Genomic DNA, 23,207 nt, shown 5'->3' on the forward strand with positions numbered 1-23,207 from the left:
CTACTCGGTCAACTCCCTCCGGTCGCGGATTTCTTGCTGTCGCAACGGCATCTTGTCGATGGAGCGGGACAATTCCCGCACGTCCCACGGGGCAGGTTTGCGCAGCTTGATCTGCCCGTCCTTGCCCACAAGGGCGAGCATGAATGACCGAGGCCGGAACCGTGTGCGCAGGTCACTGCGCACGTCAGGATCGGTGTCCACGATGATGATGACGTCACGCTCCGCCAAACGCTCCGCTTCAGCGATTAATAGCTCAAGCTGCCGTTGTAACTGGGGGTCAAATTCTGATTCCCCAAACACGATGATCGGCCGTGCGACCCAGCGCAAGTCATCCATGTTGATCTCTGACGCATCGAAGACCTGCGTACGGTCTTCGTTCCAGCGGTCAACTAGACTGTCTTGTGCCGCCGCAGGTCCTGGCAGCAGTGCCGCACTCAGAATCGCGAATAAAATTCTCATAAATAAAGATATAGGATCGATTTCTGACTTTGCTAAGTCCGATCTGACCCAAAGCCCGCCAAATCACGCATTTGGCATAAGCGGAGCCTGATATGACAGACAAAACTGAATGGGAAAAACTGGCGGAAAAAGAGCTGCGCGGGCGGCCTTTGGATGATCTGACGTGGAACACCATCGAAGGCATCGCCATTAAACCGCTCTACACCACCGAGGATACCGCTGATCTGCCGCATCTGGGCGGCACACCCGGTCAATCGCCCTATACACGCGGCGTAAAGGCTACGATGTACGCAGGCCGCCCTTGGACGATCCGCCAATATGCGGGCTTCTCCACCGCTGAGGAATCGAACGCTTTCTACCGCAAAGCGCTTGCCGCAGGGCAGCAAGGCGTCTCCGTCGCGTTCGACCTCGCGACACATCGCGGATACGACAGTGACCACCCTCGCGTCGTCGGTGACGTGGGCAAGGCGGGCGTTGCCATTGACAGTGTTGAGGATATGAAAATTCTCTTCGACGGCATCCCTCTCGACAAAGTCTCCGTTTCCATGACCATGAACGGCGCGGTGATCCCGATCCTCGCCAACTTCATCGTCGCGGGGGAAGAGCAGGGGCACGACAAATCCGCGCTCGCAGGGACCATTCAGAACGACATTCTGAAAGAGTTCATGGTCCGCAATACCTACGTCTACCCGCCGGAGCCGTCCATGCGGATCATCGCGGATATCATCGGCTACACAGCGGACCACATGCCGAAGTTCAACTCGATCTCGATCTCCGGCTACCACATGCAGGAAGCTGGCGCGAACCTGGTGCAAGAGCTGGCTTTCACCATCGCCGACGGGCGCGAATACGTTCGAACCGCCATCGCCGCGGGCATGGACGTCGACAAATTCGCCCCGCGCCTGTCGTTCTTCTTCGCAATCGGCATGAACTTCTTCATGGAAGCGGCCAAGCTCCGCGCGGCGCGCCTTCTCTGGTCGCGCGTGATGGAGGAGTTCAAGCCTCAAAACCCAAAATCCTCCATGCTGCGGACACACTGCCAAACCTCTGGCGTGTCGCTGCAAGAACAAGACCCCTACAACAACGTCGTGCGCACAGCCTATGAAGCAATGTCAGCCGTACTTGGCGGTACGCAGTCGCTCCATACCAACGCACTCGATGAGGCCATCGCGCTGCCAACCGAATTTGCCGCCCGCATCGCGCGCAACACCCAGTTGATTCTGCAAGAAGAAACCGGCGTGACCAATGTCATCGACCCGCTCGCTGGCAGCTACTACGTCGAAAGCCTGACCCATGAATTGGTCGAAGAGGCGTGGAAGCTCATCGAAGAGGTTGAAGAGATGGGCGGGATGACCAAGGCAGTCGCCTCTGGCATGCCAAAGCTGCGGATCGAAGAAAGCGCCGCCACCCGTCAGGCCAACATCGACCGCGGCACCGAAGTGATCGTCGGCGTCAACAAATACCGCCTCGACAAAGAGGAACCCATCGACATCCTCGACATCGACAACGCAGCTGTCCGCGAAGCGCAGGTCGCTCGCATCGAAAAGACCCGGGCCAAACGGGATCAGGCGGCTTGCGATGCAGCGCTCGATGAAATCACCCGCCGCGCCAACGAAGGAGGTAACCTCTTAGAGGCGGCAGTTGAGGCCGCCCGCGTCCGCGCCACTGTAGGAGAAATCAGCATGGCTATGGAAAAATCATTCGGTCGCCACCGTGCAGAGGTGAAAACACTCGCCGGGGTCTACGGCGCGGCCTACGAAGGCGACGAGGGCTTCGCAGAGATCCAGAAGTCTGTGGAACAATTCGCCGAAGACGAAGGCCGCCGCCCACGTATGCTTGTCGTGAAGATGGGTCAGGACGGCCACGACCGTGGCGCCAAGGTCATCGCAACAGCGTTTGCCGACATCGGCTTTGACGTCGACGTGGGACCATTGTTCCAAACGCCAGAGGAAGCCGCCCAAGATGCGGTCGACAACGACGTTCATGTCATCGGCATCAGTTCACAGGCCGCGGGTCACAAAACGCTCGCCCCGAAACTGGTGGAGGCTTTGGAAGCCGCAGGGGCAGGCGACATCCTTGTCATCTGTGGCGGCGTTATCCCGCAGCAGGACTATCAGTTCCTCTATGACGCCGGCGTGAAGGCGATCTTTGGTCCCGGCACCAACATACCGGCAGCGGCCGAAGACATTCTGAAGCTGATTCGAGAAGCCCGCGCCTAAAGCTCAACGCTCAACAAAAAAGGCCCGCGCTGATGGTCAGCGCGGGCATTTTTTCATTTCTGAACGCTTACTCGGCAGGCTGCGCGACCAGCTGGTCCTCCGCACGCGACCGGCTCGCCGCCAGCATCAGCGCGACATAGCCCAAGATGCCCGAGATGATAGAGCCGGAGAGAACACCCATCCGTACTTGGTTAATCATCGCAGGGTCTTCAAAGCTGAGACCACCGATAAAGAGCGACATCGTAAAGCCGACACCCGCCAAACAGGCGACGCCGTAGATGTGCAGCCAGTTCGCCCCATGCGGCAACCGTGCCATGCCAAACTTCACCATCAGGAAGGTGAGGCCAAAGACACCGATCTGCTTACCAAGTATCAAGCCAAGCGCGATGCCCATCGGGAGCGGCTGCAACAGGTCCGCAACCGACATGCCCGCCAGAACCACGCCGGCGTTTGCAAAGGCAAAGATTGGGATGATGACATAGGTCGACCAAGGGGAGATTGCATGTTCCCAAGCGTGCAGCGGGCTTTTGTCCCAGCGGTCCACCAGCGGAATACAGAACGCAGTCACAACACCCGCCAATGTCGCATGGACACCTGAGCGCAGGACGAGGAACCACAGCACGATTCCAAGCAGCAGCGTCGCCCCTTGGCGGTGCGTTCCGCGCAAGTTCAAGGCGATCATCGCGGCCAGTGGCAGCATCGCCCAGACTAGGTAGGTGATATTGAGCTCAGCGGTGTAGAACAGCGCGATAATGATAATTGCGCCCATGTCATCAAGGATCGCCAAGGTCAGTAAGAACACCTTCAGCGATGAGGGCGCGCGGCTTCCCACAAGTGCCAACAAACCAAGGGCAAAAGCTATGTCGGTGGCCGCTGGAATGGCCCAGCCGTTGATGCTTGGCAGGCCCCAGTTGAAACATGCAAAAACCAACGCAGGCACGAGCATACCGCCCAAAGCGGCCATGCCTGGCAGCACCACATCGCGGGGGTTTTTGAGCTTGCCTTCCATCAACTCGGCCTTCAATTCGAGGCCGATCAGGAAGAAGAAGATCGCCATCAAACCGTCGTTGATCCATAGGATCAGCGGTTTTTTCAGACCTTCACCACCGTAGGTGACGGCGACATATTCGCCCAAGATGTCATTGTAGACAGGGGCCAAGGCAGAGTTTGCGACGATCATCGCGGCAACCGCCGCGGCCATCAACAAAATGCCACCAAAAGCTTCGTGTTTAAAAAAACGTTCGAGAAAATCGGGGAGTGCCATTTCAATCCTATGTGGTTAATGGTTAAACATGGGAAATAGTCCAAAAACCCCTTATATCAAGCGGTTTTCGTCGCCCCTCGGCAGCATACTGATTGACGGAATTTTGTGCGGTAAATGTTAAAATTTGATCACATCGCGCTCGTCGCCGAAACGCTTGAGGAAGGCCGAGCATATGCTGAGCGCGCGCTTGGCGTCCCAATGCAGCCCGGTGGCAAGCACGCCCACTTTGGCACGCATAATGTCCTCTTGGGATTGGGGCCTGAGCTCTACCTCGAAGTCATCGCCAAAGACCCGGACGCGCCTGTCACCGGCCGCGCCACATGGTTTGGCCTCGATCAGTTCAAAGGCCAGCCCAAACTCGGCAACTGGATTTGCACGGCGGACGACTATGCTCAAGCGATTGCGCATGCTCCCAATGAGGTCGGCCAACCCATCGCCTTGGCCCGCGACGACATCACATGGCACTTGACCGTCCCTGAGGATGGCAGCCTGCCGTTTGGCGGGGCCTATCCAACGCTCTTGAAATGGGGCGCAGGCGTCACTCCGCCGCCTGCCAAGCTCCCCGATCAAGGCGTCCGGCTGGTCAAATGGACCGCCTCACACCCCAATGCAGACCGTATGAAGGACATGGTCCCCCTCGCAGACGGGCGGGTGGAATGGGTCACGGGCCCGATGGGGTTCGAGGCGGAGTTCGACACACCAAATGGTCGTAAGGTGTTCAGATGATCCGCGCTGCCAAACCCACCGACGCCGCGCAAATATGCGCGTTCTGGAATCCAGAGATTAGGAACACCCTGATCACCTTCAATTCTATTGAGAAGACTGAGAGAGACGTCATCGACATGATCGCAGCGAAAGAGGCTGAGGGTTACGCCTCCCTCGTTGTGGAAGAGGAGAGCACTATCCTTGGCTTTGCAACCTACGGCCAATTTCGCGGCGGCATTGGCTACCGCCACACTGCCGAACATACCATCGTTCTGTCGGACGCCGCACGCGGCATGGGCCTAGGCCGTGCGCTGATGGCAGAGCTTGAAGATCATGCGCGATCTGCCGGCATCCACACGATGTTCGCAGGTGTCAGCGCAGACAATCCCGACGGCATCTCCTTCCACGACCGCGTCGGTTACAAAACCGTTGCAACCTTGCACGAAGTTGGCCGCAAGTTTGATCAATGGCTCGACCTCGTATTGATGCAAAAGCGCCTCTGACATCTGCGAAAGGCTGATGTAGACTCCTCCCATGTCAATTTGGACCCGAATTGCCGAAGCTCTCTCTGCCCTTGCCGCTGGCGAAGGGTTGTCTGTCGTCTTCGAAAAACTCCGCACGCCACCAGAACGCACGGTCGCCTTCACCATTGCCGTCATCGCCTTGGGCGCGAAGATGGCCAAAGCGGACGGCCGCGTGACGCGGGACGAAGTGACCGCTTTCCGTGAGGTGTTCCACATCCCAGAGCATGAAGAACAAAACGCCGCGCGGCTCTTCAACCTCGCCCGAACGGACGTCGCGGGCTACGATGTCTACGCCCGCCGGATTAAAGCCATGTATAACGACGGCGACCCTGCGTTGAGCGACCTGCTCGAAGGTCTCTTTCACATCGCTGTGGCCGATGGCCATTACCAAGAGAGCGAAGACAATTTCTTGCGCCACGTCGCCGAAATTTTCGGACTTGATGAGCGTTGCTTCAAGCGGATCAGGTCGCAATTCGTACCAGAGTCCGAACGCGATCCCTATGATGTTTTGGGCGTCGAACCCGGCATGGCGTTGGACGACATTCGCAAGATCTGGCGCGAGCGCGTCATCGAAACCCATCCTGATCAACTCATGGCCCGCGGCGTTCCAGAAGAAGCGCTACGCCTTGCGGAAAAACGCCTGATCATGATCAACCGCGCTTGGGAGCAAATCTCGGAAGCGCAGGCGTGAGGATCGCGACCTAAAACGTTGAATGGTTCAACCGTTTGTTCGATGATGATTGTCAGTTGATCGACGATGAAACGTTGTCCAGCCGCTGGAACGTGACCAAGGCCCGCCAGACCGAAGCCCTCGGGATCGTCCTGACCGCGGTGGACTGTGACGCCATCATGATTTTTGAGGCCCCCGACAGCAGCCGGACGCGCAGCACAAAGCGTGCGCTGCAAAACGTTGCGGATAACTTTGGACTGTGCACCAACACCGCCTCGATCGGCTTTCCAAATGACACGCAGCAGGAAATTGTGTAGCTCTATGACCAGAACCTCATGTCGGCGACCCACAAACCTTTGGGCAGTGCAGATGCGGACAACCCACGATTTGATGGGGAGTTTTGGCTCAATATCGACGTCGACGCCCACCCAGACCCGATTCGATGATCAAAGCCTCCTTTAGAGGCACACATTATCCTAAAGACGGGAGCAGAACTAAACCTCATCGTTGTTCACGCCAAATCGAAAGCTCCACATGGGGCCACGGCGCCGGCGGAAGTCACGCAAATCTCCATCGCCAACCGCCGCAAGCAATTGGCGCAATGCGTCTGGCTGCGCACACGGGTGCAGCAGCATTTGACCAAAGGCAATCCGCTGATTGTGATGGGCGATTTCAACGACGGTCCGGGGCTCGACGAATATGAAAAGCTTTTCGGTCGCTTCGGCGTGGAAATTGTGCTGGGGGAAGGGGAGACGGACAAGCTTTTCGACCCCCACGCCAAACAAGTCCTCGGCAACCGCTTCGGCGCGATCATTTCGACAGCCCGTTTCAGGCGACTGGACGGGCCATAGCTTCAAGCCCTGCTCGACTACGTCATGGTGTCACCAGATCTGATGGCCAAACGCCCAAAATGGCAAATCTGGCACCCCTTTGATCATCTCGAATGCTTTGCGCGGCCCGTATTGCGGGATGCGCTACTTGATGCCTCCGATCACTTGCCTGTGGTGCTCGACATCGACCTTTAAGCTGTATTGTGGTATCATTCCGACATGAAACACATGCTCGCAATCCTCGCACTCGCGACCCCTATGACCCCCGCCATAGCCGAAGAAGAGGCGGAGCGGGGCTTAAACCTGATGGAAGAAGGCGCGCAACTCTTGCTGCGTGGCCTGATGCAAGAGATGGAGCCAGCAATAGACGAGCTTCAAGGTTTCGCGGAGGATTTGGGCCCCGCGATGGATCAATTCTCCCGCGAAATGGGTCCCATTCTGGCGGATATCCTGAAACGGGTCGATGACATCAGCAACTACCAGCCGCCAGAATTCCTGCCCAACGGCGACATCATCATGCGCCGCAAGAAAGATGCGCCGCTTTTTGATCCCGACGCGGACGACAGTATCGAGCTTTAGCGTTTTGACACTTTCACGCTGATCTCCACACCCAGCGCGTTCCCCAACGCTTTGAACCGCGCTTCTGCCACCTCGCCATAAAGCGGGATCGTCGCTTTGGAGAGGTGCAGCGTCAGCGTCCGCGACTTCGGCTTCCATTTCAGTTTCGCCGGTGGCTCATCCCCGTTGATCCACAGCATCGCACCAAATCGCATCGCGGTGCCAAGGATGATCGCTTCGCGCTTTTGCTCTGGCGACATCAGCATAAAGAGGTTCTGGAACGGTGAATTGTCGATCTTGCTGGTATAACGGGTCAGCAGGGCGAGGCCCAACATCACACGCTCCCCATGCTTCAACCCACCAAGGTTCGCTCGCGTCGCGTTATCAAATGTCACCTCAGCGCGGTAATCAGGATGCGCCCGCCAGCTCACGTCATGCAGCAAACAGGCCGCGCGGATGATCCGCTTGCGCTGCCATCCCGCGCGCGGGAAGAGGGGTATCACAAAGTCATAAAGCTTGCGCCCAAACCCTGGCAAACGCGCGTCTTTGGCTTCGGCAAATCGCGCTGCCTCGATTAGCGGATCGCGTTGGCGCAGGGCGTCGGGCATCTGCTCATAGAGCATTCCTTCCCGAATACCGTAGGACGACACCGCAATGTCCTTGGGCTTGAAGCGCTTCAAAATCTCTTTCAACACTTCCACAGCAAACGGCACCAACGCCATCCGGGATTGGGAAATGCCGCATTGCTTGCGCAGCTCTTCCAGATCCGATTGCGCGATATGGGTGGCGGTGCGGCTCACCCGCCGTGCGGTCATACGGTATTCGTGCAGAACCGACAGCGGATACCCCCGCCGCTCCATATCGACCCGTGCAATCGCCCGCCATGAGCCACCGACAAGGAACAACCGCATCCCCATAGGCTTGCCCATGTCTTTGTGCAGTTGTGCGATCGTTTCCTTGATGTAGGCTTTCCGCGCTTTCTTGCTCTTGAATTCCCGAAGTTTCAAAGGCCCCAAAGCCGACGTCACCCGATCGCCAATCTCGCCCTCTGACAAAAGTGCCAGCTCAAGGCTCGACCCGCCAATGTCGCAGACCATCCCATAGCTGCCCGGCCAACCCAGAAGGACGCCTTGCGCCGACAGTCGCGCTTCTTCTTTCCCGTCGATCACACGGATCTTGACGCCTGTTTTATCCTCAACCTCAGCGCAGAATTCCGGCCCGTCCTCGGCCTCCCGCACGGCGGCGGTAGCCACCGTCATCAAGGGTAAAATGCCCATGCCCTCAGCCAGTGCGGCAAAGCGGGCAATCGCCTTTAGCGCACGTTTGCGGCCTTCGGGGTTTAGCTTGCCCGTTTCCGACAAACCCGCGCCTAAGGCACACATGATTTTTTCGTTGTAGAAATACGCAGGGCTCCGCGCCGCGCCATCAAACACAACCATCCGGACGGAGTTTGAGCCGACATCAATCACGCCAACACGGTGCAAGCCTTTCAGGATGTCCGAACCTATGAGGGGCTTTTCAAAAGGGCCCCAATCAATCTGATCGGTCGATTGGTTGTCTTGTCCGTCCATGAATACGCGACTCCCCTTGGGGCTAAAATGCGCCAGCGAAGGGTGAGGCGTCAATCATCGGTATGCGTCAATTTAGGAACGTCTGACGCACCAGCAGAGCCGCGCCCTGAGAGCGACGGGTTTTCCATGAAATACCGGTGACAGTTGAACGCAAAACTGCCGTCCTCTGTCATCGCCCGCTCGTAAGAGCCATCGCCCGACATCACCCAGCATTGCGCCACATCATGCAGGTTGGCCGCCATGATCTGTTCGATGATCTGCGTCTTCACAGTCGCATTCTCAATCTCGATGAGCGTCTCCACGCGGCGGTTTAAATTCCGGCTCATCCAGTCCGCAGAGCTGATAAACACCCGTGCTTTTTTGGATGGCAGGGCCTTCCCGTTGCCAAAACACACGATCCGTGAATGTTCTAAGAACCGCCCGACGATGGATTTCACGCGGATGTTCTCTGACAATCCCTTTACACCCGGCCGCAAGCCACAGATGCCGCGCACTACAAGGCTGATCTGCACACCCGCTTGGCTGGCGGCATAAAGCGCATCGATCACATCCTGTTCGATTAGGCTGTTCATCTTCGCCCAAATCACCGCAGGCTTGCCCGCCTTCGCAAACTCGACCTCCTGCGCAATCATGGCTAGCAGGTTCTTCTTCAGATGGTTTGGCGCAATCGCCAGATTCTCCAACCCCTCGGGCTGCGCATAACCAGACAGGTAATTGAACACCTTCGTCGCATCGCGCCCAAGCTTTGCGTCACAGGTGAAAAAGCTCAGGTCCGTATAAACCCGCGCTGTTATCGGGTGATAGTTGCCGGTGCCAAAGTGCGTGTAGGTGACAAGCTTGTCGCCTTCGCGCCGCACCACAGTGCTGATCTTCGCATGGGTCTTGTAATTCAAAAACCCATAGACCACGTGCGCGCCCGCGCGCTCCAACCGCCGCGACTGCCGGATATTGGCCGCCTCATCAAATCGGGCTTTCAATTCCACAAGCGCCGTGACCGATTTCCCGTCTTCTGCCGCCTCACACAACGCCTCAACAATGGGGGAGCGTTTCGATGTCCGGTAAAGCGTCTGTTTGATCGCCACGACCTTTGGGTCACGAGCTGCTTGGCGCAGAAAGCGGACCACCATGTCGAAGGTCTCGTAGGGGTGGTGCAGCAACATATCCTTGTTGCGAATGGCGGCAAACATATCGCCTTCAAAGTCCTGCACCCGCTCCGGCACCCGCGGTGCGAAAGCAGGCCAGAGAAGATCCTGCCGCTCATCCATAACGAGTTCCTGCAAGTCGGACACACCGATCAGGCCCTCAACCTCCACGACCTCTTTTGAGGTTACGCGCAGTTCCTGCATGATGAGCTTGGTCAGCGCTTTTGGCGCATCGGCCGACATCTTGAGGCGCACAACCTCGCCACGGCGTCGCCGCTTCAGCGCGGTTTCAAACTCCCGCACCAAATCTTCGGCTTCATCCTCAACCTCTAAATCGCTGTCGCGCAGCAGGTTGAACGCACAACTGCCTTTCATCTTATGACCGGGATAAAGGCGGCTGACATAGAGCAGCAGCAATTCTTCCAACGGTAGGAACCGCGCACCATCTGCATCCGGCAAACGCACAAAGCGATCAATTTGACCCGGAACTGGGAGCAAAGCGAAAAGTGCCCGCTTGTCTTTGATCCGCTCCAATTGCAGCGTCAAAGCAAACCCTTCGTTCGGCAAGAACGGGAAGGGGTGCGCGGGGTCGATGGCAAGGGGCGATAGAACAGGAAAGACTTTTTCGAGGAAGACCGTTTCTAGAAACTCCTTGTCCGCGTCAGACATGTCATCCCGACCGACGATGTAAATCCCGTTCTCCGCCATCTCCTCTTGCAGATCGCGCAACACGCGCTGTTGTGACGCCATAAGCTTGCGCGCGTCCTCATCAATCAGTACCAACTGCTCCGCCGGGGTCAGGCCATCGATGGACGGATTGGTGTTCGCCTCCAGCACCAACTCCCGCAGACCCGCGACGCGGACCGTGAAAAATTCATCAAGGTTGGTTGCCGAAATCGACAGAAACCTCAGCCGTTCCAACAGCGGCACGCGCGGGTTTTCAGCTTCTTCCAGAACACGCCAGTTAAAGCCAAGCCAACTGAGCTCACGATTCACGAACCGGCTCGGACCGGAAAGGTCCAAATCCAACTCCATCGGGGCCGGAAAGGCCGCGTCTAAGAAATCAGCAGTCATCATGTGGCTTTCTGTGCTGCAAACCATTGCAACGGAATGACAAATATCGCGCGTTTGCCTATGGTTTGTCTAGTATTGCGGCAGCCATCTTGGTGTTTGGCGGTTTGTTTTGTGTCATCGCCTCCCGATCCAAGGCAGCAATGATGCGTTTTGCCTCGGAATAGGTGCGGTCCATCCGCGTCGACAAATAGCGGATGACGCTGGGCGACGGCATTACCTGACGGTCAGCGAAAAGCTTGGTCAGCAGCACCGCCAAAAGCTCGTCATCCGGCTCTTCGATATGCACGGGCGTTGTCGCCTGCATCCGGCTTGCCAAGTCAGGCAAAACAAGCGGCCACCGCGATGGCGCAGTCTTGGCGGTCAAAAGCAAAGGAATATCACGGGCGCGCAGGTTGTTGTGCAGGTGAAATAGCGCCTCGTTCTGATCTAGGGGAAGGGTATCCGCATCCTCCACCACAACAGGTGTGACACCTTCATAGGCCTTGGGGATGGCACCCACGGTCACGACAATGGCGTTATGCTCCTGCTCAAAGATGCGCGCCAAATGCGACTTCCCGCTGCCTGCCGGCCCAACCAGCACGAGCTTTCGCTCCGGCCACGCTTCTGGCGTGCGCAGCATGGTCACGGCGTTGCGGTTGGCATCTGAGACGTAGAAATCCTCAGCGCTCAGCCCTTCGGGAGAGGGCCAATCAAAGATCAACTGATCCGGCATGGTGTTACTCTGACAGCCCGCGATAAAGCCGCCCGTCACGATATTGCGCAATCGCAAATCGCGCCACGACGCCCAACATGGCAGCCACAGGCACGGCCACCAGCATTCCGACAAAGCCGAAAAGAGAGCCAAAGACCGACAGCGCAAACAACAACCATACCGGATGCAGACCAACGGAACTGCCGACAAGTTTCGGCGTCAGGATGTTTCCTTCTAGGAATTGGCCCACCATGAAGATCGACCCGACGATGCCGATCCTGAGCCAGTTGGTCGCATGGGTCACAGTCTCCCCATTCACCGTTTCGCTGAAGCCCCAGAATTGGAAAAGTGCCAAACCAATCGCTAAAACGCCACCGACCAAGGCACCGACATAAGGGATGAAGGTGATAAGACCTGCGATGAAGCCTACGACGATGCCAAAGTTCAGACCGGCAATCATCAGAGCAATCGCATAATAGAGGCCGAGCACAAGGCACACGGTGCCCTGTCCGCGAATGAAAGAAGCGAGCGTGTTGTCAATCTCGCTCGCTAATTTGCGGATCGTTGGCGCGTGATCGCGTGGCAGCAGCTCGTCAATCTTGGCAATCATGTTGTCCCAGTCGAGCAGCAGGTAGAACGCCACAACTGGCACCACAACGATCAACACCAGCACGTTGATGATCCCCAGCGCTGAATTGAGAACGCCATTCAACAGATCACCACCCCGTGACTGGATCATTTCGCCAAGCTTCAGGATTTGCTGCCGAATAACGCTGGTTTCCTCACCCATCTGCGGGAACCGCTCGCTGAGCGAGGATTGCAAGGTTTGGAAAATGCCCGGTGCTGCTTCAATCAGCGCTTTTGTCTGCTGGATTAGTGTCGGAATGACAAGCAATATCAATAGGATGAATAGAAATAGCGCGACAAGCGAAATGATTGTCACTGCAATTGCACGGGACAGTCCGAGAGCTTCCAAACGGTCCGCTACGGGATCGAGAAGATAGGCAATCGCGCCGCCAACAACGAAGGGTAAAATGACATCGCCCAGCCCCCATAACACCAAAAACAGAGCCGCTGTCGCGATCCCCCAATAGATGGTTTGTTGTCGGATGGGCAGAGCCATGCTTTCCTCTCTTTCCACGAAAGATGCGCATTTGGCCGCACGGGATCAAGAGAGAAAGCCAAAGCAACCTCAATCGGTTGCGAAGAGTGGCCCCCTGAGGGAACACTCTTAGATCATATTAGTAGCAAGCTGGGCAGGTACCTGGCAGCAGAACCTTGTCGATGACATGGATGACACCGTTGTCGGCCATGATGTCCGCGATCACAAAGTTTGCGACTTCGTCAGTGCCGTCAGCGATTGTGACGCCGTCAGATGCTGTGATGCACAGACGCTCGGACTCGAGGATCGGCTTGTAATAGTTCGCACCGGACGCAAACATGTTGGACTTCAGCACGCGGTCGTCCACATGGTAGAGCAGCACGTTGGTTAGCTGGTCCTTGTTCTATGGCTGCAGCAATGTCTCAATAGTGCCTTCTGGCAGCGCTGCGAATGCATCGTTGACTGGCGCGTAAACGGTGAAGTTGCCTGGGCCTACGAGCGTATCAACGAGGCCAGCAGCGGATACCGCAGCAACAAGAGTTCAGAAACGCTAATCGCCAGACGCGATCTCAGCGATGGAGGCAGCGTTGGCAGCGCCAGCGAACGTCGTAGCAGTGGCCACAACAGCGATGATAGATTTAATAGACATGATGTGGTCCCTTTTGTTTGTGAGGCCACTCTCCTCGTTGGCATGTGAAAGGCATTACGGGGGCAGCGTGACCTTTGGTCACTTCCCTCGTGCGCTTGTTAATTACACGAAATCTTTGATCCAAAAGGCGCCTACGGACGTGCGACGTCTTGTCAGTGCCGATGGTGCGCCCTAAACCCTACAGAAACAACGAATTCAAAGGTCCCCGCCATGCGCATGAGCCGTTACTTCCTCCCCGTTTTGAAAGAAACGCCGCGCGAAGCGCAGATCGTTAGTCACCGCTATATGCTGCAAGCTGGCATGATCAAACAAGCCAGCGCAGGGGTCTATTCGTGGCTGCCGCTTGGCTACAAAGTCCTCAAAAAGATCGAAGACATCGTGCATGAGGAACAGATCAAGGCTGGGCACCACCCCATGCTGATGCCGACGATCCAGTCTGCCGATCTTTGGCGCGAAAGCGGTCGCTATGATGCCTATGGGGCGGAAATGCTGCGCATCAAAGACCGCCATGACCGTGACATGCTGTTCACACCGACGGCGGAAGAATTGATCACCGACATCTTCCGCGCCAACGTCACATCCTACAAAGACTTGCCGCTGACCATGTATCAAATTCAGTGGAAATTCCGGGATGAGGTCCGCCCACGCTTTGGCGTAATGCGCGGCCGCGAATTCTATATGAAGGACGGCTATAATTTCGATTTGACGAAAGAAGACGCGCTCCACGCCTACAACCGCCACTTGGTGACGTATTTGCGGACGTACGAACGCATGGGCTTGAAGGCGATCCCAATGAGGGCGGATTCCGGTCCAATCGGCGGTGAAAATACCCACGAATTCCTCGTGCTAGCTGAAACGGGTGAGTCTGAGGTCTTCTACGACAGCGCTGTCACCGATCTCACCTTTGGCGACCGTGAGATCGACTATGATGATAAAGCTGCCTGCGCTGCCGTGATGGAAGAGTTCACCACAAAATACGCCCGCACCGATGAAACCCATGATGAGGCACTCTTCAACGAAATCCCCGAAGAGCGGCGCATGACCGCGCGCGGGATCGAAGTTGGCCAAATCTTCTATTTTGGCACCAAATACTCAGACGCTTTGAATGCTGCCGTCGATGACGGGCAGGGCGGCAAGGTCAACGTGCACATGGGCTCCCACGGCATTGGTGTGTCTCGTCTACTGGGCGCGATTATTGAGGCGAGCCATGACGACAAAGGCATCATCTGGCCGGAAGGTGTGGCGCCATTCCATGTTGGCATCCTCAACATGCGCTCCGGCGATGAGGCGGCAGACGCGGCCTGCGAAGACCTCTACAAGCAACTCACTGCGCTGGGGCTAGAGCCGCTCTATGATGACCGCGACGAACGGGCAGGGGCGAAGTTTGGCACAATGGACATGATCGGCCTGCCTTGGCGGATCACCGTTGGCCCGCGTGGTCTAAAAAACGGCGTGGTCGAAGTCACCTGCCGCCGCACTGGCGACAGTGAAGAGATGCCCCCTGCAGAGGCTGTCGACAAGATCGCACGAATTTACGAAGGCAGCGCCTAAAGAATTGCCACAGATCACACGGTGATCCGGTTCGCACCCGACCCGCCCCCTAGGGCGGGCGCGAAACTCATGTTTCGACAAAATTTGGCACGAATCCCCAAATTATGGTATCCACAGAAAAAACAAGGGCCTGAGCAGGTTTGACATGATCAAGACAATATCCCTCGCGGCTGGGGTCGCTGGTGCTGTTGCGGCCAGCCAATACCCAGCGTTCACCCAGCAATATATCCAACGCCTCGGCGGTCAGGTTGATGCGCTTTCCCGAGTGGTTTCGGATTTCGACAATAGCGCGCTTGAAGCAGGGCTGGGACGTGATGCCGCTCTCTTGCAAATGACGGGAACGGAGTTTCTGACCTTCCGACAGTCCGACATGCGCGCCACCTTCCGTCGCCACGCGGACTTGACTGATCACCTCGCCATCCTCAATTCAGCCACACCGATGGCTCGCCTCACCATGCCGCACCGCATCGCGGATGCAGAAACTTTTGCGGCGACATGGGACAGCTTCTCCCCCGCGATTCCGGTCACACGGGCAGGGGCGCTGGCCACCGGCGTTGGTGGGTTTTTGGGCTTTGCTGTCGTCCTCTCTGTACTCTCTGCCTTTGCACGGCCTTTCCGCCGTAAGCCTGCCCCGCGTAGGTTAGAGCCGGTCATCTCCCGATGACTTGCGAAACCCGCAGCGCTGGGCTTTAACGCCCCTAGATGGCAAGAGCGGATTTGATGACCAACAGCACACGCCCGTTTTCAAAGTTCGAATTCATGATCGCTTGGCGCTACATCCGCGCCAAACGCGCTGAAGGTGGTGTAAGCGTGATGACATGGATCAGCTTGATCGGTGTCACCCTCGCGGTCTTCGCGCTGATCGCCACGCTCGCTGTGCGGTCTGGGTTTCGGGCAGAGATTGTCGACACCATTGTTGGCGCAAACGCCCATGTGACGATTTACAAGAATACCCAGATCGAAGGCACCAATCAGGTCACGCGCCTGATCCAAGACTATGAAGCCTTGGCCGATCAGATCAAACGAGCGCCTGGCGTGACACGCGCCGCGCCCTTGGTGCGCGGTCTTGTCCTTGCCAATAGCGGCAACGCCAGTACGGGCATTGAAATTTATGGCATCACCAAAGAAGACATCCTCGGCATCCCCCGCATCGCCAATCCAGAGGTGAGCCAAGGCTCGCTCGACCGCTTCGACTATGGCATCGCCATCGGGTCCGAAGTGGCCCGTACCCTCGGCGCAAATGTCGGCGACAAAATCCGCGTGGTGAACCCCAACGGCACGCGTGGCCCCACAGGAATCACACCCCGAACCAACGCCTACGAAGTCGTCTATATCTTCACCGCAGGCCGCATCGACATCGACAAAACCCGCGCCTATCTGCCGCTGTCTGAGGCGCAAACCTTTATGAACCGCGACCTCGTCGTGGATGAGATCGAAGTCACCGTCGTCAACCCTGATGAGATTCATGAATACTCGGCGGAAATTGCCTTTGCCGCAGGCCAAGGCGCATTTCTCTGGACCTGGAAAGACAGCTCCAGTGCCTTCCTCCGCGCCCTCACCGTCGAAGACAACGTGATGTTCATCATCCTGTCGATCCTCGTCCTTGTCGCCTCAATGAACATCATTTCCGGCCTTATCATGCTGGTGAAAAACAAAGGCCGCGATGTGGGCATCCTGCGGACGATGGGACTTACTGAAGGGTCGATCCTGCGCATCTTCTTCATCTGCGGGGCTGGGATCGGCACCTTGGGCACGATCCTTGGTGTCGTTATCGGCTGCCTTTTCGTGATCTACATCGACCCAATTTTCAGCTTCGTGAACTACGTCTCCGGCGGCGGTGTCTGGGATCCAGAGATACGGGGTATCTACCGCCTTCCAGCAGAGCTGCACGCATGGGACGTGATGAAAGCGGTGATTCTGTCGCTGAGCCTGTCATGGATCGTCACGATCTTCCCCGCCCGCCGCGCCGCCCGCATGAACCCGGTGGAGGCACTGCGGTATGAGTGACGTTCTCACCCTCACCCGTATCGCCAAGACCTACAACGCAGGCAAACCCAACGCGCTGCAAGTCCTCGACGGGGCTGAACTTACGGTCAAAGTGGGCGAGGTCGTAGCCCTCGTCGCGCCTTCCGGCGCTGGGAAATCCACGCTACTGCACATCGCGGGCCTGCTCGACACAGCTGACGCGGGACAAGTCGCCATCAAAGGCCAAGACAATACCCACCTCAGCGACCGCCGCCGCACTGCTGCCCGTCGCGCCGACATCGGCTTCATTTACCAGTTCCACCACCTGCTGCCGGAATTTTCGGCACTCGAAAACGTCGTCCTGCCGCAACTCGCCAATGGCATCCCTCAGGCGGTGGCTGAAAAGCGCGCCCTTTCTCTCCTCGAAACCGTCGGCGTGGCAGACCGCGCCGCGAACCGCCCCGCAGCCCTCTCCGGCGGTGAACAACAGCGCGTCGCCTACTGCCGCGCCCTTGCCAATCAACCTGCGCTCCTGCTGGCAGACGAACCCACGGGCAACCTCGACCCTGCAACATCCGACCGCGTGTTTGATGCGCTGATGTACTTGGTCCGCGAAAGCGGCCTCGCCGTCCTCATCGCGACGCATAACCTCGACCTCGCGGCGCGTATGGACCGCGTCGTCCGGCTCGATGGTGGTAAGCTCGTAGCAACTTAGCGAAAGGCCCCCCGATGAAAGTTGCCGTCACTGATATCTTTGACACCTCCAAAACCGCCTTGCAGGCCTATGGCGCAGGCGACAGCCAAGCCGACGCCGTTGCTAAAGCCGTCGTGCGCGCCGAAGTCTTGGGGAATATCATCTGCGGCCTCTATTATTTGGAAAGCTACTGCACGCAACTCGCCTCCGGCCGCGTCAACGGCACGGTGGAGCCTGTCGTGACCCAACCGCGCCCAGGCGCTGTCTTTTCCGACGCGCGGTTTGGCTTTGCCCAACCCGCCTTCGCCGCAGCGCTCCCAAAAGCGATCGAGGCGGCCCGCACCAATGGTGTCGCAACCCTCGCCATCGCGCATTCGCACACCTGTACATCGCTCGGCTATTTCACTGAACAAATCGCCGACGCTGGACTGATCGGCATCGGCGCCACCAATGCCTCCCCTGTGGTTGCCCCTCCAGGCGGCAATAAGGCGGTGATCGGCACCAACCCCTTCGCCATGTCCGTCCCCGGCGATGGCAAGCTCGCGATGCATTTTGATTTCTCCACCTCCGCCGTGGCCCTTGGCAAGATCACGATGGCGAAAGCCGCGGGGGAGAAGATCCCCTTGGGCTGGGCCGTTGATGAAAACGGCGACCCCACAACGGACCCAGAGGCAGCCCTCAAAGGCGCACTGGTCAGCGCGGGCGGCTACAAGGGCTGGGGCCTCGGACTGATGGTAGAACTTTTGGCGGCAGGTCTCACAGGTTCCGTCAACTCGCTAGACGTGGGCGGGCTGAAATTGCCAGATGGCCCACCGCACGGGCTTGGCCAATTCTACATCCTCATCGACCCCACCACCCACGGCGACCACTTCGCTGACCGCTTCGCCCGCGTGGCCAACGCCGTCGCCGCGCAAGACGGCGCCCGCATCCCGGGTGCGGCGCGCAAAGAAATGGAAGTCATCGACGTGCCCGACGCGCTATGGTCCGCTGTCACTAAGCTCGCAAGCTAAGCGTCCATCACATCCCGCTAACTTTGGCGTGAGCCGCGCCAATTCTGAGTGAAATGCTTGCGGCCTTATGAAATGCATAGGGAAACCCGATAAACGGAGACACTCATGCGCACACTCGCCCTTAGCCTTGCCGCCACGATCCTCGCCGCTGCGGCCTCTGCTGGCCCCGTCAGCTTTGCCAATGGCTGAAAAGAACAGCGCCTGTCGCTTTTCTCCTCGAATGACTACAATTTCGGCTCCACCCTCAGCATGGTCTCCGACGGATAGGTCAGCATCGCATGGACGCGGCTGCCCACGTCCGAATGGAACGCCAGCGGCGCATCGTGGAGCCGGACCGTCGAACAATCCGTCCCACCCACAGACCTCAGCCGCAAAGGCGGCGATGATCGCAACATCTCTCTCTATTTCGTCTTCGTCGCTGAAGCGGTGGCCTCAAGTCTTGAAGGCAAGGGCATTCGCTCCCTTCTTGGCAGCAATGATGTGCGGGTGATGCAATACGCATGGGGCGGCAACCACGCCCGTGGCACGGTGATCCCGTCGCCCTATGGCTCTGGCGGCGTCACCATTCCGCTGCGGCAAGCCAGCACCGGCTCCCACTCGGAACGTGTTGATCTCGCCGCGGACTACGTCCGTGCCTTTAGCGGTGCGAAAGGGGCACTCATTGGCCTCGCGGTCTCTGGCGATAGCGATGACACCGACTGTAGGATCCACGCCGCCATCGGAAGCCTTTCGCTGAGCTAAAGCCTAGCTGTCGCTCTTGGCCTGCGCCTTCATTACCTGATCGGCCTTCTTGCGGACCAAGACCGTCCGCAAGTCATTCATCGTCATCAGCAACGTATCCGTGATCTCGGCCGACTCCTCGTCAGAGGCTTTCGACTGCGCCCATTGCGTCGTCTTATTCAGATGATCGACCGCGCTGTGAATATCATCGAGCGTCCGCGCCTTCAGAAGCGCGATCCGCTTCTCCATCCACGCTTCAATCGCGGCCAGATCTTCCGCACTCAGCTCACGGCTGCCATGCGGTTTGATCTCTTGCTTGTTGACGTTGACCACGGCGATCTGATCCATGTCGATCCGCCGCTGCCGGTTTTCCGTATTTACATGAAACACCACTGCGCCGTTCTCACGGATCCGAAAATAATACTCAGGAGGCTCTACGCTCATCTTCGCCTCACATCTGAGCCCTCACCCAAACAGCCAAACCGGTGCCCGACCAGTGCGACTTCTCTAGAGTCTTTCGCTTCAAATACCTCCGCCGGACGCGTCCGACGTAAGCAAGGATTAAACTGCCCCGATCACTTTAACCCGTCACAAAATGTCCTGATCCGCGCGCAGGCTTCGGTAAGGTCTGCGTCTGAGGTGGCATAGCTCACCCGAAAGTTGGGGCTGACGCCGAAGGCCGCGCCAAACACGACTGCGACGCCGGTGTCTTCGAGCAGCGCTGTCGCGAAATCCTTGTCCGTTTCGATCAGAACTCCATTGGACGTCGTCTTGCCTATGCAGCCCGCAATGGACGGATAGACATAAAACGCGCCTTCTGGCCGGGGGCAGGTGATGCCGGGGCAGGCGTTGAGCGCGTCGACCACCAAATCCCGTCGGCGTTCAAAGAGCTTGGCATTGTCGGCCAGAAAGTCTTGCGGCCCGTTCAACGCCTCAACCGCCGCATATTGTCCGATGGAGGAGGGGTTGGAGGTGGATTGCGACTGCACTTTACGCATCGCTTTGATCAGCATCTCCGGCCCCGCAGCATAGCCAATCCGCCAACCTGTCATCGCATAGGCTTTTGAGACGCCATTTACCGTTAAAGTCCGATTATAAAGCTTCGGCTCCAGCTGCGCCGGCGTGCAGAACTTGAAATCGCCAAACGCCAGATGTTCATACATATCGTCGGTGATGACCCAGACATGCGGGAACTCTACCAGCACGTCGGTGAGCGCCTTCAATTCCTCCCATGAATACCCAGCCCCAGTCGGATTCGACGGGGAATTAAACAAGAACCACTTCGTCTTGGGTGTGATGGCAGCTCGTAACTGATCTGGCATGATCTTGAACTGGTTTTTCAACGTCGCCTCAATCACCACAGGCTCCCCACCGGCGAGCAGCACCATATCGGGGTAGCTGACCCAATAGGGGGCGGGAATGATGACCTCATCGCCCGCGTTCAGTGTCGCCATGAACGCATTGTAGAGCACTTGCTTGCCGCCGGCACCCACAGTGACCTGAGAGGGCTCATAGTTCAGACCATTGTCGCGCTTGAACTTGTCGCAGATCGCCTGCTTCAACTCCGGCACACCATCGACAGCGGTATAGCGCGTCTTCCCGCTCTCAATCGCAGCCTTACCTGCCTCCTGAATATGCTCCGGCGTGTCAAAATCCGGCTCGCCCGCGCCAAGCCCTATCACATCGCGCCCTGCCGCCTTCAACTCCGCCGCCTTCGTCGTCACTACGATCGTTGGCGAGGGTTTGACGCGGTCTAGTGTCGCAGAGAGGAAAGTCATTGTCGGCTCCTGTGTGGCCATTGAACTCGATTGATGTCATAGGATCATCAAATGCCCCGTTGCAAGCCAAGAGGCCGGAAAATGAGCACTGATGACTGGTACGCGGAAGACGCCGCCACCTTTGGCGACAGGCTCGCCGCCGCGCGGGAGATGGCAAGTTTGAGCCAAGCGGACCTTGCCAAAAGGCTTGGCGTAAAAACCAGCGTGATCCGCGCGTGGGAGGAAGACCTCAAAGAACCTCGCGCCAACAGGTTGCAAATGCTCTGCGGCATGCTCAGCGTCTCGATCCCGTGGCTCTTGACGGGCGACGGTGACGGGGTCGATGGGCCCGTGGGCGACGATGCCGCGATGGACCAAGACCTGAAAACTATTTTGGCCGACATGCGCACGCTACGCGCCGAAATGACACGGTCGGCCGATCGCTTGGCGCTCCTAGAAAAGCGCCTGCGCAAAATGATGGGAGATCAAGCATGACCGAGCCACGGGATATGAAAATCAAACGCTTGCACATGCGCTCCATCCGGCGCGGGATCAAAGAAATGGACCTGATCTTTTCGGACTACGCCACCAAGCATCTGCCTGACCTCTCTGACGCCGATCTCGACCTCTATGACCAGTTGCTGTCGGAAAGCGATCTGGTAATTTACAGCTGGATCACAGGTCAAAAGTCCGCGCCAGAGCACTACGCCCAGATGATGGAAACCGTCGTCGCTGGCGCCCACGGCCTGACGCGTCCAAACTAATCCACAACGATTAACTCTAATTTTCCGATTGCCAGTCATAACCGCTGCAAGCAACGGGAACGGAGTTTTTGAAAATGAGCATCCACAGCGCACTGTCCAAGGTGCCTCAAACGCCTGGGCTGTTGCCAGAAGACACAGCTTTTATGGCCAGCTAGCTGGAAGGGCTGACATTGGTTGAATGGCTCCATCGTCTGCCGCTTGATGTCATCAAGGACGAATTCGAACGCCTCGGTATTTTGGAGATTAATCCTGTTCAGGCGCTGCTTCTTTTCAACGTCGGCGAAAACGAAGTGACAGCGGGGGAGTTTAAGAGCCGCGGTTACTATCAAGGCTCAAACGTCAGCTACAACCTCAAGAAACTGGTGGATGCCGGTTATATGCATCATGAGCGGAGCGAGGTTGACCGCCGATCGGTCCGCGTGCGCCTGACACAAAAGGGCCGCGGTATCCGCGATGTTGTCGCCAAACTTTTCGCGACCCACTCCGATGGCCTTGTCAGTCGTGGTGTGGTCGATTTGATGGGGATGGATGATATCGTATCATCCTTGCGCCGGATCGAACGCTACTGGACCGAACAAACCCGCTACATCTACTGATCGCGCAGATCAACCGGGCGGGTGCATGGCGGTCTCTAACCCACCAATGGCAAAACTGCTCAACTCACGGATCAGCTTGCGGCGCATGGCGTTGCCATAGTCCTCAAACCCCTTGGCCTCCTCCACGAAAGACGCGGGACCGCGAATGACACGTTGTTCGAAATAGTCGATCAGCCCCTCTTTGCGGTCCGCGCCTTCGACATTGATGACAAGCCCATTTACGGTGATCCCGTCAAAGGGCATCGAATTGTAGATCATGCGGGGACTGAAACCTGAGTTGTTTTTACCATCCCCCGACACATCAATGGTGTGGGCAAAACACTCCGGCCGCTCCGCTAAAAGGTTGATCCCATAGCGCAGAGCCAGCCCAAGCGCCGTCATATCCGCGCGGGTGATCCGCCGAGATTGTCGAATGATGTCAGATACTTGATGCAAATGATTGGGCTCCTCGATCAGCACCCAAGGCAGGATTTGCGTCTGTGCTGACGGCCCTGACCAATCAAACACAGCCAAAGCAACCGGATCAGGGCTGACAAAAAACGCATCCTGAACGTCTTCTGCCAGCAACGCATCGGCCAAACCGTTGCGTTGCAGCCGATCCTCATCACCATCGACAGAGGCCGATACATCCAGCGCCAAAACCAATGCCAGCCGACAGGCCGAAGCGGGCAGCGCCAAAAGCATGCCCAAGA

The 23,207-nt window shown here is 57.5% G+C and carries 23 protein-coding genes and 2 pseudogenes; 15 read left to right on the plus strand and 10 right to left on the minus strand.

The window, feature by feature from the left end; translation table 11 throughout:
• Positions 1-459, minus strand: coding sequence for a DUF4174 domain-containing protein (locus ACTF5F_RS11870; RefSeq protein WP_438957082.1), 459 nt, complete (start codon positions 457-459; stop codon positions 1-3).
• 92 nt (positions 460-551) lie between these two features.
• Between ACTF5F_RS11870 and scpA the strand changes: the two genes are divergently transcribed.
• Complete coding sequence (gene scpA / locus ACTF5F_RS11875) at positions 552-2,678, plus strand: methylmalonyl-CoA mutase (protein WP_438957083.1); 2,127 nt, start codon at positions 552-554, stop codon at positions 2,676-2,678.
• Positions 2,679-2,745: 67 nt separating this feature from the next.
• Here the strand turns inward: scpA and nhaA are convergent, their stop codons facing one another.
• Complete coding sequence (nhaA, locus tag ACTF5F_RS11880) at positions 2,746-3,942, minus strand: Na+/H+ antiporter NhaA (protein ID WP_438957084.1); 1,197 nt, start codon at positions 3,940-3,942, stop codon at positions 2,746-2,748.
• A gap of 114 nt (positions 3,943-4,056) precedes the next feature.
• Between nhaA and ACTF5F_RS11885 the strand changes: the two genes are divergently transcribed.
• From ACTF5F_RS11885 to ACTF5F_RS11905, 5 genes and pseudogenes are all read left to right on the plus strand, one after another.
• Positions 4,057-4,668 (plus strand): VOC family protein, encoded by a 612-nt coding sequence (locus ACTF5F_RS11885; RefSeq protein ID WP_438957085.1) that lies wholly within the window; start codon positions 4,057-4,059, stop codon positions 4,666-4,668.
• Positions 4,665-5,150 (plus strand): GNAT family N-acetyltransferase, encoded by a 486-nt coding sequence (locus tag ACTF5F_RS11890; protein ID WP_438957086.1) that lies wholly within the window; start codon positions 4,665-4,667, stop codon positions 5,148-5,150. Before ACTF5F_RS11885 ends, ACTF5F_RS11890 begins: the two co-directional genes overlap by 4 nt.
• Before the next feature lie 31 nt (positions 5,151-5,181).
• Positions 5,182-5,862, plus strand: a complete 681-nt coding sequence (locus ACTF5F_RS11895; protein ID WP_438957087.1) for a TerB family tellurite resistance protein — start codon at positions 5,182-5,184, stop codon at positions 5,860-5,862.
• Positions 5,863-5,897: 35 nt separating this feature from the next.
• Positions 5,898-6,866, plus strand: a pseudogene (locus ACTF5F_RS11900) (endonuclease/exonuclease/phosphatase family protein).
• A gap of 24 nt (positions 6,867-6,890) precedes the next feature.
• Entirely contained in the window at positions 6,891-7,250 is a 360-nt protein-coding gene (locus tag ACTF5F_RS11905) for an AAA+ family ATPase (RefSeq protein WP_438957088.1), read from the plus strand.
• On the opposite strand, the gene ACTF5F_RS11910 is transcribed toward ACTF5F_RS11905, so the two are convergent.
• From ACTF5F_RS11910 to ACTF5F_RS11930, 5 genes and pseudogenes are all read right to left on the minus strand, one after another.
• Positions 7,247-8,800, minus strand: coding sequence for a Ppx/GppA family phosphatase (locus ACTF5F_RS11910; protein ID WP_438957089.1), 1,554 nt, complete (start codon positions 8,798-8,800; stop codon positions 7,247-7,249). The genes ACTF5F_RS11905 and ACTF5F_RS11910 overlap by 4 nt on opposite strands.
• Positions 8,801-8,850: 50 nt before the next feature.
• Entirely contained in the window at positions 8,851-11,019 is a 2,169-nt protein-coding gene (locus ACTF5F_RS11915; RefSeq protein WP_438957090.1) for an RNA degradosome polyphosphate kinase, read from the minus strand.
• A gap of 55 nt (positions 11,020-11,074) precedes the next feature.
• The gene (locus ACTF5F_RS11920; RefSeq protein WP_438957091.1) at positions 11,075-11,785 is read right to left on the minus strand and encodes a chromosomal replication initiator DnaA; all 711 of its coding nucleotides are present in this window, start codon (positions 11,783-11,785) and stop codon (positions 11,075-11,077) included.
• On the minus strand, positions 11,733-12,830 hold the full coding sequence (locus ACTF5F_RS11925) for an AI-2E family transporter (protein WP_438957092.1): 1,098 nt from the start codon (positions 12,828-12,830) through the stop codon (positions 11,733-11,735). Before ACTF5F_RS11925 ends, ACTF5F_RS11920 begins: the two co-directional genes overlap by 53 nt.
• A gap of 118 nt (positions 12,831-12,948) precedes the next feature.
• Positions 12,949-13,350, minus strand: a pseudogene (locus ACTF5F_RS11930) (fasciclin domain-containing protein); the annotation flags it as partial.
• 318 nt (positions 13,351-13,668) lie between these two features.
• Here ACTF5F_RS11930 and proS point away from each other — a divergent pair.
• From proS to ACTF5F_RS11960, 6 genes are all read left to right on the plus strand, one after another.
• Positions 13,669-15,009 (plus strand): proline--tRNA ligase, encoded by a 1,341-nt coding sequence (gene proS / locus ACTF5F_RS11935; protein WP_438957093.1) that lies wholly within the window; start codon positions 13,669-13,671, stop codon positions 15,007-15,009.
• Between the two features lie 145 nt (positions 15,010-15,154).
• Complete coding sequence (locus ACTF5F_RS11940) at positions 15,155-15,673, plus strand: DUF2937 family protein (RefSeq protein WP_438957094.1); 519 nt, start codon at positions 15,155-15,157, stop codon at positions 15,671-15,673.
• A gap of 56 nt (positions 15,674-15,729) precedes the next feature.
• Positions 15,730-17,016 carry a lipoprotein-releasing ABC transporter permease subunit gene (locus ACTF5F_RS11945; protein WP_438957095.1) on the plus strand — a complete coding sequence of 429 codons (1,287 nt, stop codon included), beginning with the start codon at positions 15,730-15,732 and terminating at the stop codon, positions 17,014-17,016.
• Positions 17,009-17,689: an ABC transporter ATP-binding protein gene (locus ACTF5F_RS11950; RefSeq protein ID WP_438957096.1), complete on the plus strand. Its 681-nt coding sequence runs from the start codon at positions 17,009-17,011 to the stop codon at positions 17,687-17,689. Before ACTF5F_RS11945 ends, ACTF5F_RS11950 begins: the two co-directional genes overlap by 8 nt.
• A 14-nt stretch (positions 17,690-17,703) precedes the next feature.
• Positions 17,704-18,678 (plus strand): Ldh family oxidoreductase, encoded by a 975-nt coding sequence (locus ACTF5F_RS11955; RefSeq protein ID WP_438957097.1) that lies wholly within the window; start codon positions 17,704-17,706, stop codon positions 18,676-18,678.
• Between the two features lie 288 nt (positions 18,679-18,966).
• Positions 18,967-19,419: a DUF3047 domain-containing protein gene (locus ACTF5F_RS11960; RefSeq protein WP_438957120.1), complete on the plus strand. Its 453-nt coding sequence runs from the start codon at positions 18,967-18,969 to the stop codon at positions 19,417-19,419.
• 3 nt (positions 19,420-19,422) lie between these two features.
• On the opposite strand, the gene ACTF5F_RS11965 is transcribed toward ACTF5F_RS11960, so the two are convergent.
• Both ACTF5F_RS11965 and ACTF5F_RS11970 read right to left on the minus strand, forming a co-directional pair.
• Positions 19,423-19,842: a hypothetical protein gene (locus tag ACTF5F_RS11965; RefSeq protein WP_438957098.1), complete on the minus strand. Its 420-nt coding sequence runs from the start codon at positions 19,840-19,842 to the stop codon at positions 19,423-19,425.
• Positions 19,843-19,973: 131 nt separating this feature from the next.
• Entirely contained in the window at positions 19,974-21,176 is a 1,203-nt protein-coding gene (locus ACTF5F_RS11970; protein WP_438957099.1) for a pyridoxal phosphate-dependent aminotransferase, read from the minus strand.
• 81 nt (positions 21,177-21,257) lie between these two features.
• Between ACTF5F_RS11970 and ACTF5F_RS11975 the strand changes: the two genes are divergently transcribed.
• The 3 genes from ACTF5F_RS11975 (at position 21,258) to ACTF5F_RS11985 (ending at position 22,515) form a co-directional block, all read left to right on the plus strand.
• Complete coding sequence (locus ACTF5F_RS11975) at positions 21,258-21,650, plus strand: helix-turn-helix domain-containing protein (protein ID WP_438957100.1); 393 nt, start codon at positions 21,258-21,260, stop codon at positions 21,648-21,650.
• A complete protein-coding gene (locus ACTF5F_RS11980) occupies positions 21,647-21,919 on the plus strand; it encodes a succinate dehydrogenase assembly factor 2 (protein WP_438957101.1) in 273 nt (90 codons plus the stop codon). Before ACTF5F_RS11975 ends, ACTF5F_RS11980 begins: the two co-directional genes overlap by 4 nt.
• A 155-nt stretch (positions 21,920-22,074) precedes the next feature.
• Positions 22,075-22,515 (plus strand): winged helix DNA-binding protein, encoded by a 441-nt coding sequence (locus ACTF5F_RS11985; protein WP_438957121.1) that lies wholly within the window; start codon positions 22,075-22,077, stop codon positions 22,513-22,515.
• A gap of 9 nt (positions 22,516-22,524) precedes the next feature.
• Here the strand turns inward: ACTF5F_RS11985 and ACTF5F_RS11990 are convergent, their stop codons facing one another.
• On the minus strand, positions 22,525-23,199 hold the full coding sequence (locus ACTF5F_RS11990) for a DUF1194 domain-containing protein (protein WP_438957102.1): 675 nt from the start codon (positions 23,197-23,199) through the stop codon (positions 22,525-22,527).
• Positions 23,200-23,207 lie beyond the last annotated feature (8 nt).

The organism is Cognatiyoonia sp., assembly GCF_965661665.1.
Classification (GTDB): domain Bacteria; phylum Pseudomonadota; class Alphaproteobacteria; order Rhodobacterales; family Rhodobacteraceae; genus Cognatiyoonia.